The 13,208-nt window shown below is 38.6% G+C and carries 12 protein-coding genes and 1 tRNA gene; 6 read left to right on the top strand and 7 right to left on the bottom strand.

Going from position 1 to position 13,208, the window contains the following annotated elements; translation table 11 throughout:
- Window positions 1-82 precede the first annotated feature (82 nt).
- The 5 genes from rpoS to K2X50_09250 all read left to right on the top strand — a co-directional run bounded on the left by rpoS (window position 83) and on the right by K2X50_09250 (window position 4,481).
- A complete protein-coding gene (gene rpoS, locus K2X50_09270) occupies window positions 83-1,048 on the top strand; it encodes an RNA polymerase sigma factor RpoS (GenBank protein ID MBX9587434.1) in 966 nt (321 codons plus the stop codon).
- A gap of 209 nt (window positions 1,049-1,257) precedes the next feature.
- Complete coding sequence (gene htpG / locus K2X50_09265; GenBank protein MBX9587433.1) at window positions 1,258-3,153, top strand: molecular chaperone HtpG; 1,896 nt, start codon at window positions 1,258-1,260, stop codon at window positions 3,151-3,153.
- A 160-nt stretch (window positions 3,154-3,313) separates the two neighbouring features.
- Window positions 3,314-3,466 (top strand): hypothetical protein, encoded by a 153-nt coding sequence (locus K2X50_09260; protein ID MBX9587432.1) that lies wholly within the window; start codon window positions 3,314-3,316, stop codon window positions 3,464-3,466.
- Window positions 3,467-3,496: 30 nt separating this feature from the next.
- The gene (locus K2X50_09255) at window positions 3,497-4,078 is read left to right on the top strand and encodes a hypothetical protein (GenBank protein ID MBX9587431.1); all 582 of its coding nucleotides are present in this window, start codon (window positions 3,497-3,499) and stop codon (window positions 4,076-4,078) included.
- Between the two features lie 199 nt (window positions 4,079-4,277).
- Window positions 4,278-4,481, top strand: a complete 204-nt coding sequence (locus tag K2X50_09250; protein MBX9587430.1) for a type II toxin-antitoxin system Phd/YefM family antitoxin — start codon at window positions 4,278-4,280, stop codon at window positions 4,479-4,481.
- Window positions 4,482-4,536: 55 nt separating this feature from the next.
- Here the strand turns inward: K2X50_09250 and K2X50_09245 are convergent, their stop codons facing one another.
- The 7 genes from K2X50_09245 to K2X50_09215 form a co-directional block, all read right to left on the bottom strand.
- Window positions 4,537-5,691, bottom strand: coding sequence for a GIY-YIG nuclease family protein (locus tag K2X50_09245; protein MBX9587429.1), 1,155 nt, complete (start codon window positions 5,689-5,691; stop codon window positions 4,537-4,539).
- 20 nt (window positions 5,692-5,711) lie between these two features.
- Window positions 5,712-6,671, bottom strand: coding sequence for a virulence RhuM family protein (locus K2X50_09240; GenBank protein MBX9587428.1), 960 nt, complete (start codon window positions 6,669-6,671; stop codon window positions 5,712-5,714).
- 684 nt (window positions 6,672-7,355) lie between these two features.
- On the bottom strand, window positions 7,356-7,580 hold the full coding sequence (locus K2X50_09235) for a hypothetical protein (protein ID MBX9587427.1): 225 nt from the start codon (window positions 7,578-7,580) through the stop codon (window positions 7,356-7,358).
- A gap of 14 nt (window positions 7,581-7,594) precedes the next feature.
- The gene (locus K2X50_09230; GenBank protein MBX9587426.1) at window positions 7,595-9,538 is read right to left on the bottom strand and encodes an aconitate hydratase; all 1,944 of its coding nucleotides are present in this window, start codon (window positions 9,536-9,538) and stop codon (window positions 7,595-7,597) included.
- Between the two features lie 124 nt (window positions 9,539-9,662).
- Complete coding sequence (locus K2X50_09225) at window positions 9,663-10,721, bottom strand: response regulator (GenBank protein MBX9587425.1); 1,059 nt, start codon at window positions 10,719-10,721, stop codon at window positions 9,663-9,665.
- Between the two features lie 136 nt (window positions 10,722-10,857).
- Window positions 10,858-12,255, bottom strand: a complete 1,398-nt coding sequence (fumC, locus tag K2X50_09220) for a class II fumarate hydratase (GenBank protein ID MBX9587424.1) — start codon at window positions 12,253-12,255, stop codon at window positions 10,858-10,860.
- 32 nt (window positions 12,256-12,287) lie between these two features.
- A tRNA-Arg gene (locus K2X50_09215) sits at window positions 12,288-12,361 on the bottom strand.
- A 180-nt stretch (window positions 12,362-12,541) separates the two neighbouring features.
- Between K2X50_09215 and K2X50_09210 the strand changes: the two genes are divergently transcribed.
- The coding region (locus K2X50_09210; GenBank protein MBX9587423.1) for an isoprenylcysteine carboxylmethyltransferase family protein at window positions 12,542-13,208 on the top strand (667 nt) is incomplete at its 3' end.

The raw sequence follows: 13,208 nt of genomic DNA, 5'->3' as shown, positions 1-13,208 counted from the left end.
TTTTCAACCGAGCACTGTTGACTGCAAGGAGGCAGTAATGCCGAAGAAAGTTAAATTTACCAAGGATGGGAAAATTATGGATATGCAATTGTCTGATAGGGACTTTAAAATTGAATCAGAAATAGACACAGATTTAATCATTGACGCCGATTCTGTATCACCTGAAGATTCTTCTTTTGATGCTCAGGAAGTTCCTGAAAAAGCTGAGACGTCATACGCCGGTCTTGATCCAACTCAAATTTACCTCAATGAAATTGGTTTTGCCAATTTGTTAAATCATGAGGAAGAAATCAAATTGGCTCGTCAGATCAAACGAGGCAATAAAAAAGCACGTGCGCGAATGATCGAAGCCAATCTTCGATTAGTCGTTAAAATTGCGCGCCGCTATTTAGGTCGTGGTTTGGCTTTTTTAGATTTGATTGAAGAGGGTAATTTAGGATTAATGCATGCCGTTGAAAAATACGATCCAGAACGAGGATTCCGTTTTTCGACCTATGCAACATGGTGGATTCGTCAAACTGTTGAACGAGCTATCATGAATCAGGGTCGTACCATTCGTTTGCCTATTCATATTGTGAAGGAACTTAATACCTATTTACGCGCAGCTCGATCACTGACTCAGAAGTTAGATCATGAGCCTACTTCCGATGAAATCGCTACTATGGTTGATAAACCTTTAGACGATATTCGTCGCATTATGGATTTGCAACGGGACGTTTCATCGATCGATGTTCCTGTGAGTGAGGGCGATAAATCGCTTGTGGAACTCATGGCTGATGAGGAAAATCATGATCCCGAGAATCAATTACTGAGCGCAGATTTATCTAATAAGCTTGATAAACTCTTAAACTATTTGACTGAAAGACAGCGTGAAGTGATTTCCCGTCGTTTCGGTTTAAGAGGCTATGAGCGTGAAACTCTTGAGGAAGTTGGGAAAAATATTCATCTCACACGTGAACGAGTTCGACAAATTCAGTTTGAAGCCATGCGAAAGTTGCGAGAAATGTTAGTTGAAAATGGCATCAATGAAGAGTTGCTCAAAGACTAAGACAGCATCTCCCTTAAAACCCCTCATCGCGAAAAGGACCGCTCGCGAAGATGAGACAATGCCGAGAATACGGGGTTCCTGCTGCGGCAGGAATCCCTCTTCCTAATCTAGCCTTGAAATTAATCTTTCTGCCCATATTTACCAAGCACAGATGGCAGTGCTCATGATGCGCAGCCTATGGTATTAATCATATTGAGGAGATAAGCCCGATGGAAACTATGAGTTTTCAAGCCGAAGTGAAACAATTACTTCATTTAGTGACGCATGCGCTTTACAGCAATAAAGAAATATTTTTACGAGAATTAATCTCAAACGCATCAGATGCTGCCGATAAACTTCGATTCGAATCTATTGCCGATCCTGCATTACTGGAAAGTGATACTGATCTGAAAGTTTGGGTAAGCTTTGACAAAAATGCACGAACAATCACTATCCGAGATAACGGAATTGGTATGAACCACGATGAGCTTATTGCCAATATTGGTACAATCGCAAAATCGGGTACACGAGAATTCTTGAACAATCTCACAAAAGATCAAGCCAAAGATCGACAAATGATCGGTCAATTTGGCGTGGGATTTTATTCTGCATTCGTGGTTGCGGACAAGGTAACTGTATTAACACGCCGTGCCGGTTTAGCGCTTGACCAAGGTGTACGTTGGGAATCCGATGGACAGGGTACATTCACAATGGAATATATCAATCGTCCCCAGCGTGGTACTGAAATCGTATTGCATCTCAAAAAAGATGAAGATGAATTCTTAGACGGATTTAGATTGAGAAACATCATCAAAAAATATTCTGATCATATATTATTACCTATCGTAATGGATCGAGAAGTTGAAGTAGCTTCTGATGATGACAAAGAAGGTGACAAACCTGAAAAACGTATTGAAGAAGAAGTCGTCAACCAAGCAAAAGCGCTTTGGACCTTACCTAAATCGCAAATTACTGATGAGCAGTACAAAGAATTGTACAGCCATATCTCGCACGATTTTGCTGAACCATTAGCGTGGGCTCATAATAAAGTAGAAGGACGTCTTGATTACACCAGTCTTTTATTTATTCCTACGAGAGCACCCTTTGATCTATTCAATCGAGAATCCAGACATGGTCTCAAATTATATGTGCAACGTGTATTTATTATGGATGATGCAGAACATTTGCTGCCGAGCTATTTACGTTTTGTACGTGGTATCGTGGATTCCAATGATTTACCTTTAAACGTATCACGTGAATTATTGCAAAGCGATAAGGTGATCGATCAAATCAAAACAGCGTGCACTAAACGTGTCTTGGATCTATTGGAAACGATTGCAACGAATGAACCAGAGAAATATAAGGAATTCTGGACGCAATTTGGTAATGTGCTTAAAGAAGCGCCTGCTGAAGATTACGAAAATCGAGAGAAAGTCGCTAAATTATTCCGGTTTGCTTCGACTCACAACGATACTCCCGATCAGGCTGTTTCAATGACTGATTATGTTAGTCGTATGAAACCTGACCAAGATAAAATTTATTACGTTACAGCAGAAACATTTAATGCGTGCAAAAATAGCCCGCATCTCGAAATATTCCGTAAGAAAGGTATCGAAGTCTTATTCTTAATGGATAGAGTTGATGAATGGTTAGTCGCTCATCTTAGTGAATTTGATGGAAAAAAACTTCAATCAGTCAGCAAAGGCGATGTCGATATTGGAGCCAGTGAAGAAGAAAAAGAAGCTGAAAAGGAAGTCGAAAAAGATTTCGATAGCGTGCTCAAACAAATGAAAGATGCATTAGGTGAAACTAAGGTTAAAGAGATACGGATCACTCATCGTTTGACTGATTCACCAGCGTGTTTAGTCAGTGATGAAAACGAAATGAGCGCCCACTTACAACGAATGTTGAAAGCAGCAGGGCAAAATTATATGGATTCAAAGCCTATACTTGAAGTGAATCCAAAACATCCGTTTATAGTTCGTCTTAAAAGTGAACAAGATGATGAAACTTTTTCACGATGGACTCACGTGATTTTTGACTCAGCGTTACTGGCTGAAGGTGGTCAATTAGAAGATCCTGGTACGTACGTGAAACGTGTTAATCAACTTTTGAGTCAATCATAATCTGCTTGTAAGTCGGGTTTGGGTTCTTTGTATCCCAAACCTGACTTTTATCTATCAAACTCTTTTATCTAATTCTATTCGTAGTACTACGAGACTTTTCTCAAGTGCATATTGAGAGATCATCACCGATACCTCTAAAACAGATTTCTAGGAGTAATGTATGACAGAAATTCTTGTCAGTTTAGGACTCTCGTTGATGATTGCAGTGACTCATCTCAATATTATGAGCAACTACCTGCAAATTGAAAAAAGATTTTATAACCAGACACTTATGATAATAAAGACAATGTCAGCGGCTGAATGGCAAATCTAAATCATTATGTTAGCGCAGTGGTTAATCTCAATGGCTTTAAGTGTTGTTATCTCACTAGGTACAATGGAAGGATTTTTGTTAATCTCAAAATGTCATAACGCACAACGCTTGCTCTCTGAAGAGCAAGCTCAAGTTCGATTTTTAGTTTGTTTTTTACGTGAAATTTTGCATTCAGCAATTTTGCCTGCACAGGATTGCGGTGGATTACTCAATCAAGATAATCCTCTTGTACCTGTTTCAGGTCTAAAAGATCTTCAATTACATTTTCGTATTTGTTCTTCAGATGAACATAATTTCACTATTATTCCCGTGCGTTTTTACATTCATCAATCCGAAAGCAAAAAAGGAATTTCACTCTCTATCCAACACGGAAACAAAAGAAAAGAAGTGCTTGTTAGCGATCTACACTCTTTTTCACTCGCTTTTTGCAGCAAAAAACCTATTCAATCATGCAGACCGGCATCAGAAATTCAAGACTGGTCAACAATCGAAGCGTTGGAATTTAAACTTCGCTTTCATCCTTCGTCGATCTTGGATCATTTAGTATTTCTAGAAAATCATCATCAGTGGAAATTTCGAATAAAAGTAGGCTCAATCCATGAAATCCAATAAGAGAGCAGAGGGACATGCCCTAATTATTGTCCTAATATTTTTGATGTTGTCGTCATTATTATTATGCAGTGCACTCGAAACGTTGAAACAAGACAGCCTGAGCGTTAATGCCTTTCAAAAGGTGGCGAAATGAGTCATAATATACGCGCATTTCTGTTGCATATTTTGTACACTTAAGCTAAGTGAAGAGATATTTACTATGATTACAGCTACTCAATTCCGAAATAATGTTTATGGCATACTTGATGAAGTGCTATCAACAGGCATTCATGTTGACATTGAACGTCATGGCAAACATTTGCGCATTGTTGCATTGGATAAACCTCATAAACTAAAGAATCTTAAACCCATAAAAAATCTTATTGTTGGTGACCCAGTAGATTTAGAAAACATTGAGTCGTAATGAGTAGCGAAGATTTTTATTGCGCTAATTCAACACCTAATTATTTTTATGCTTACTATAAATCGACAAATAAAACCGACCCGTCTTGTTCAACAGTCTTCAGAAAATCCTGAAATGCTTCCCTGATATCATAATTGACTATTTTTTCCTGGATGCTTTGATTATCAGTTAGCTTTATTCTAAATTTTTTAAATCCAAATATAAATGCGATAAAGTCAAAAATAAACACGTATAGTTTTTCAATTACTCCGATAATATCTCCAATCTGTATTCCATAAATGTTGATAATGCTTTTTCCAGAAACAATATCCAGATCTTCTTTAAATTTAAAATAAGTTATTAAATCTTTGCCAGAATCTTTGTTGATTATTATTCCGCCCGAATGTTTCAAAACGTTTGCAATTAGCTGAATAAATTGAGCAATTTTTACAAAGCGTATTTTACCACTCGCATCTTGCATTATAGAATTATAAGTTTTAGTAAATGTAAAGCGGGTATATTTTTCATGAAGTCTGTAGTTGGAATATTCGTTAGCGACTTTCCTTATTAGATAATAACTTTCTTCTAGTATTGAAGATAGAAGTAGGTAACTATTCTTAAACGATATCTCATCAAGAATAAGATATGCTGTCATAGTTCGCTTTTGATGCCCTCTTTCGCTAAAAGCTAGTAAAAAACCCCTGGCTTTATCCTCCCTTTTACCCTCAAACATAAAGCGACCATTGTTAAAGCAGATTGCGCCTAATATCGCTTGCTCAAATAAAGTGTTTATTTTTTCTTTAATGGTTTCATGGATACACTTGAATTTCATTAATTCAATTTCTAATTTTCTTTGTTCACATAACAATGTTGAGATATAACTACATTCATTACAAGTTATTTCAAACTTATCTTTTGATACCGCTTGTACTTTTAGAGGCTTCGTTTTTTTTAAACAAGATCTGAGAATAAAGTCTTCTCTTTGTTCACCCTCTAACTTATTGATTCGTCCGCTCTTCAGAATTGCTGTTTTCTTATTTTTGCACTTAATTATTTTAATAGGCATTAAAGGCTTAACTTTTAAGAGTAGCTTAGAAGCGTGCTTATCACCAGAAAATTGCTCCTTCAATCTACGATCAACATTGGTAGTGATTCCAGAGAATAAAATCCGTTCCTCACATAAAATTACATAGACATACCAATATTTATTGGTATCTATCAAATTATTCATAAATTTCCTTTTTACATAATTCAATCTATCAATAAATTAATAATTAACCGTACAATCATGTCTTTTTGACTGGGATCACTCTCGGCGACCAATAAGGCTAATGCAACTAAACCATTTTCATTAAGTTTTATTGGCGTGCATTGTGATTTGAGATAAAGTAAAAACATAAAACAACCAATGCGCTTATTACCATCAGTAAAAGGATGATCCTTAATAACAAAATATAGTAGATGAGCTGCTTTTTCCTCAGGTGTTTTATAGAGTGGCGTACCTCCGAATGTTTGCTCAAGATTATTCAAAATACTATCAAGCCCGCGATCATGTTCTTTCCCAAAGAAGGCCGTTGCATCATTACGGCTAGCTAAATCGGTTTTCAAGGATTCAATGGCCGTTAATGCTAGTTCATAACTTAACCTGGGGTTTGTTGGTTTAGCTTGTTCAGGTAATTTCAGGTCACCTTCATCATACGCTAGCAATAAATCCCAGGTCTTGGTATAAGCCAATATAAGTTGGATCGCTTCCTGGCCAAGATCATTGACTAAATTATGATGTACTAATGTCTTTTGTAGCAACTCGACAGTTTGCTGCAATTCGCGTACCCCTCGTTCAGATAAACGCTTGTCGTAGGTCGTATAGCCTCGAATTATGTGCTCTTTCAGTACCTGGCTTGCCCATTTCCTAAACTGAACACCTTCCTTAGAGTTAACCCTATATCCTACGGATAAGATGACATCTAGGTTGTAATAATCGACTTGATAGGTTTTACCATCTATGGCAGTTGTTGCAAATTTTGCAACAACTGAATCACGGTCTAATTCATTAAGTTTAAAAATCTTATTCAAATGTCGTGAGATAACTGACTTATCACGGCCAAATAGCTGCACAATTTGTGTCAAGGAAAGCCAAACTGTTTCATCAGCAAGGTTGACGTCAAGCTCTATATGGCCATCCTTAGCTGTATAAATGACAATTTCGGTCATGAGCATACCTTTAATCAGGTTAAAAATTATCCGAGGCCAACTCTATAAAGTACACTCTTTCTATCCTTGGAGTATATCGGTTTAGCATTTACCTTATGCCAAAAATAGACAACTCGTTAGATGCTATAATACTCACTGAATTGTGTTCAAGTGTATCTGTAAGTTTAGGCTACAGTGGATCCCGTACTTACAAACATTTTCTCACGTATAATATGATCAAGCAATAACGTGTTTTTTCAGAAAGAGCCATGACTTCTCAGGCTTTTTTATATAGCATCTTTTGAAGTTGTAATGTAATTAGATGCGCCGTTAAAAATGCAATATAGAAGATCCCCCCTATTATGCATTTCATCAGCACAATCGCCTTCCTATCTATATATGTCTAGCATGTCTATCTCTATCTTGTTACAGGTTCAGATTCTTCCAGTGTATATGTATCATTATCTAAAACCGTCAATGCCAAACTGGACGTGCCTAACTCTGGTCACTGGGATCTACCAACTGGCTCAGATAAAAATCGCTGTGGTGAATTCAACAGTATTGATAGCGATTCAAATCCAAAGTATTGTCCCATCTGGATGCCATAGATAAAATAAACATGACAATATTAACCTCTACCTAATCTATCGAATTGCTGGGATATGTCTCAGTAATCTTGAAAACGACCAGGTTAATGAGGAGAACTCACTTTATGAATTTGATATCACTCATCTTATCATCTTCAATAACAACAATAGCATAATGAGCTACAGGTATTCTTATTTTGTCTATATATTTATAAGCCTCATCATAAGTACTAAATTCGTATTTATTAGCATAATCAGTTTGATCTTGTTTTTTCCACAATGTTATCTTCATGCTATTAGTAGTGTCATATAACTCATAAACAAAATATCGATTAGCACTCATTGTTTACTCCAAGTCTACTTATTTTTTACCCAATTAATTAATCCACCTTCAATTAATATTTCAATTTGCCGAGGAGAGAGAGCATGCTCGAGAGTGATAGTGGAATTACTACCTAAAATAGTTGCGGTGAGGGTTTTGCCTTTTTTAATAGTGGAATGAATATCTTCTAACACTAAAACATCGTTTAATTGCAGACGATGATAGTCGTCGGGATTAGTAAAGGTGAGCGGTAAAATTCCGAAGTTAATTAAATTTTGCCAGTGAATTCGTGCAAAACTTTTTGTGATAACGGCATGCAAACCTAAATAGCGTGGTGCAAGCGCAGCGTGTTCACGACTCGATCCTTGACCGTAATTTTCACCGCCCACAATAATGTGTCCGCCATTTTTGTGAATACTTTGAGCGCGAGTAGGGTAGGTGGGATCAACGACATCAAAAACAAATTCACTGATCTTTGGAATATTACTTCTATACGGAAGCACTCGAGCGCCAGCGGGCATAATTTCGTCGGTGGTAATGTTGTCACCCACTTTCAAAATAATGGGCAGTTCAAGGCGTTGCGGAAGCTTCGTTAATACTGGAATCGAAGCAATATTAGGCCCTTTAATTAATTGCACTTTGAGAGCGTGTTCTTGCTTAACAGGTTCTTGAAGCATGGCAGTATTGATCACAGTACGTTTTGGCTTGCTTATTCGAGGGTAGGGGATGCCAAGATCACGTGGATCAGTAATTTTTCCAGTAATGGCCGAAGCTGTGGCAGTTTCCGGACTACATAAGAAAACGCTATCCTCAAGAGTACCCGACCGGCCTGGGAAATTCCGAGGCCCTGTTCTTAAACTGTTTCTACCGGTTGCAGGGGCTTGACCCATACCAATGCACCCATTACACCCAGCTTGATGAATTCGGGCTCCTGAGTGAATCAAATCACTTAGAACCCCATTTTCAACCATTTCTTCCAAAGAATTCCGTGATGCCGGATTTATGTCGAAAGAGACAGCAGGATGAACGGTCTTATCTCTCACCATCATGGCTGAGACTGCAAAATCGCGGAACCCTGGATTTGCTGATGAGCCAATATAGGCTTGGTAAATTGGTTCACCGGCAATTTCACGGACCTGTACAACTTTATCTGGACTGGAAGGCTTCGCGATAAGGGGCTCTAAAGTCGATAAATCAATGGTTTCTTCACGATCGTATTGAGCACCTTCATCGGCTAATAACTCGATATAATCGGCTTCACGACCTTGATCGCGGAGGAACTCACGAACGGCTTCATCCGCAGGAAAGAGGGTTCCAGTAGCCCCTAATTCTGCGCCCATATTGGCAATAACATGCCTATCCATCGCATTCAGTTGCTTTAATCCAGGGCCATAATATTCAATCACGCTGCCAATGCCACCTTTCACTGAGTGCCGTCTTAACAACTCCAGAATAATGTCTTTAGCGCTGACCCAGTCAGGTAGCTCACCAATCAACTTAACCCCAAAGACTTTAGGCATTTTAACGTAAAAGGGGTGTCCAGCCATCGCCATGGCAACTTCTAGCCCACCCGCACCCATAGCCAGCATCCCCAAAGAACCGGCAGCGCAGGTATGGCTGTCTGAGCCTAACAAGGTTTTACCAGGCTTACCAAAGTGTTGCATATGAACCGGGTGACTAACTCCATTACCAGGTCGACTAAACCAGACTCCGAACCGTTGACAGGCTGATTGTAAGAACAAATGGTCGTCGCCATTTTTGAAATCTTCTTGAATGAGGTTATGGTCTACGTATTGAGCCGACAATTCCGTTTTTACACGGTCTAACCCCATGGCCTCTAATTCGAGCATCACAAGAGTACCTGTGGCATCTTGGGTCAGGGTTTGGTCAATTTTTAAGGCAATTTCCTTTCCTGGAATCATTTCACCTTCAAGCAAATGGCTTGAGATTATCTTCTGGGTGATATTTTGGGCTGACACGCTGACACTCCTTATCAAATTCCTAAGACAGACAATATCCGTAGATTAATTTTAGCTTATTTTCTTGAAAAATGGAAAAATGCTGTGAAATTTCGCGTTGAGAATCATTAATTTAAGATGCTACTTATGGTGTAAGCCTAGAACCTGACTCTTCATCTACTTCGACTTCTTCTTTTTCTTGGGCTCCCAATTCATTGTTTTCTGCATTCTTTGACATCTCCGGCTTTGATTCGAACACAAAAGTATCTTCATCAGTACTAATACAATTGAGTTGTTCAGTAGGTGTGTTTGTAACGTTTGGAATCATCACAAACAAGTCTTCTTGTTCAGTAGGAATTGATATTGTAAAGATCTCATCAGAATTTGCTACGGCATTAATTTTTTGTGCTGGTATCAATGATGCAATGGATTTAACACGTCTTAGTGCCTCATAAACAGTAGACACGCTAAATGGTTTTTTGAGTGCTAAATTGATTCCTGATCTCGCTAAGTGTTCTTTTACCATAGAACCTGCTGTCATGAAAATAATCGGTACATTAATTTTATTATTTGCGCATTCAAAATTTCGTATCAATTTGCTTGCAACATCACCTCTCATCACTGGCATCTGCATGTCCATCAACATTAAATCACATTGAGATCCAGACTGAATGTATTCCAAAGCTTCTTTTCCATTGTGCTTTTCAATAATTGTGAGGTTCTCGTTACACTGTTTGAGCACGCGATTCAACGTAGTGCGAACTACTTTATCATCATCAACGAGTAGAATAACAATAGTGCCTGGCAGATAAGGTTGAAATTCGTCATTTTGAATATCAGGTGTAATGGATTTTTTTCTGACATCTAACCTCTCAAATACGCATTCTAGATTAATTTTGGTTGAATTCAATTTCGTGCTAAAACCAATTATTGCATTCGAAGTATACGGTGAATAAAGATAGATGCTAACACTTTCTTCAATAGAAGACTGAATACTAATATCAATATAAGGAAGATCAGGAAGATCGGATAGAATCTCAGGAACACGCTTTTGGACTTCTTCCATTAACTGAAATAATTGGTCTGCATTTAATTCTAAATTACTCGGATCGCACAGGTCTGTATTCAAATTAAATGATTTGAAATTCGTCGCAATAAAAGCGGCGTACTCTTGTTTATTGCTTAACACTTTTTTGATTTTCATAGTGGACTCGTTTCTAGTGCTGTAATAAATGGCGTCAGTATCCTCGTCCAGCAGCCAGAAGTCAAGGTAATTACAACACGAAAAAGCGAGCCCGATTCACAGTAATACTGTGAACTTAAAAGGTGCCTATTTGCTGTTAAGATGGCTTTACCATCGCTGCAGGATCTACGGCTTTATCAAATTCTGCAGCACTTAAATATCCCAACGCAAGACACGCCGTTTTCAAATCTGTCCCTTCTTTATAGGCTTTTTTAGCGATAGCAGCTGCTTTGTCATATCCGATTACAGGATTTAATGCGGTAACAAGCATCAATGATTGAGCAACATCATTGGCAATGGTTTCTCGATTGGCTTCTAAACCTTCAATGGCAAATTCACGAAACGAGTTGCATGAATCGCCTAACAATCTTATTGAGTGCAATAGATTATGAATCATCACCGGTTTAAAAACGTTCAATTCAAAATTTCCCTGCGAACCTGCAAATGTAATTGCTGCATCATTTCCCATCACTTGCACACACACCATTGTCAACGCTTCACATTGTGTTGGGTTGACTTTTCCAGGCATGATCGAAGAACCCGGTTCATTTTCAGGCAATGTGAGCTCACCTAATCCACATCGAGGTCCCGACGCTAACCAACGAATATCATTCGCGATTTTCATCAGCGCACACGCTAACGTTTTTAATGCGCCACTTGCCATCACAATAGGATCGTGCGCTGCTAATGCAGCAAATTTATTGTGTGCTGTGATAAATTCTATGCCGGTTAATTCTGCAATATGTTTTGCCACTTTCACTGCAAATTGCGGATGAGTATTTAATCCTGTTCCTACTGCGGTACCACCTAATGCTAATTCTCGTAAACCTAATAATACATAAGTGATATTGTGCAAAGCGCCATCTATTTGTGCGATATAACCTGAAAATTCCTGACCTAAAGTCAGAGGCACAGCATCTTGCAAATGCGTGCGACCTATTTTCACAATATCATTAAATTCTTCTTGTTTTTTTACAAATGCGTGACGTAAAGCAATCAGTGCAGGTACTAAATGATGAGTAATTTGTTCGCTCGCTGCAATGTGCATCGCAGTGGGGAAAGTATCATTTGATGATTGAGACATATTCACATCATCGTTAGGATGAATTGGTTTTTTACTTCCAATCACACCACCGGCTAATTCAATCGCGCGATTACTAATCACTTCATTAACGTTCATATTGGTTTGAGTACCACTTCCTGTTTGCCAAATTCGCAAGGGGAAATGATCATCTAATTTTCCCGAAATAACTTCATCTGCCGCTTCGCAAATTAAATCAGTTTTTGTTTTATCAAGTTTACCTAATTCAAAATTGGTTAAGGCAGATGCTTTTTTGACTATTCCAAAAGCTCGAATTAATGGTCTAGGCATTACATCATCACCAATCGCAAAATGATGTAAAGAACGTTCAGTTTGAGCACCCCAAAGTCGGTCGTTAGAGACTTCAATGGTTCCCATGCTATCTTGTTCTGATCGAGTAGTAGAGTTGCTCATAAAAATCCTTAATGTCTGACTATAAATAATTTTGCCCCGGACAGGACTTGAACCTGTAACCTATCCCTTAGGAGGGGATTGCGCTATCCAGTTGCGCCACCGGAGCAGTGTAGCGGAGTATAACCTGTTAGGGTGTCAAAGCTCAATTTGACGATTTCATAAGTTTTTGATGCCAAATTCAAATATCCATCATGTTTTCGTGAAATGTCTAGGTTTGATGAAATATGTTGATTGATGAAATCGTCAAATTGCGCTTTGACACCCTAAGACCTGCTACAATAAACGAATGAGTACACTACACAGCCAAACTTCGAATGCTCCCAGCAAATTGTATGACCTACTTGCAGGGTCACCATTGATTATCTGGTACGGATTACGGTGTATTGAACAATTTCCTCAAATCGCAGCGGAATTTCAAACCCTTGATTTCGGTAATTTCGATGTTCTGATTTTCACGTCTCTCTTTACCAAGTGTTTAGGCCTGCTATTTGCAGCCATGCTGATAATATTGGTTATCGTGAGATCACCCGCTAGTGCAGGGACGCAAGGTTTTCTACCGAGAATGGTCGCATTTTTAGGCGCTTTTCTTGGTATTGCGCTACTTAGGCTGCCTCTTCAGCCTATGCCCTGGTTCTTTCAGCTCATTTCACTGACGTTAATGATCGTTGGCATTAGCTTTGCAGTGTATTCTTTAATGTGGTTAGGGCGTTCATTCAGTGTCATGCCCGAAGCTCGCAAGCTTGTGACCAATGGGCCTTACGCACTCGTTCGTCACCCTGTTTATTTAGGTGAAGAAATTGCAATCATTGGTCTTGCCATCGAATATTCTTTTTTAACAGCCTTATCTATCGTATTGTTTCAATTGGGTTTTCAACTCTATCGCATGCATTTTGAAGAGCAAGTCATGCGACAGTTATTTCCGGAATACATCGAGTATGAAGCCCGAGTCAAGC

The sequence above is a fragment of the Gammaproteobacteria bacterium genome, assembly GCA_019748175.1.
GTDB lineage: Bacteria > Pseudomonadota > Gammaproteobacteria > JAIEPX01 > JAIEPX01 > JAIEPX01.
This window is presented reverse-complemented; position numbering and strand designations above follow the sequence as displayed.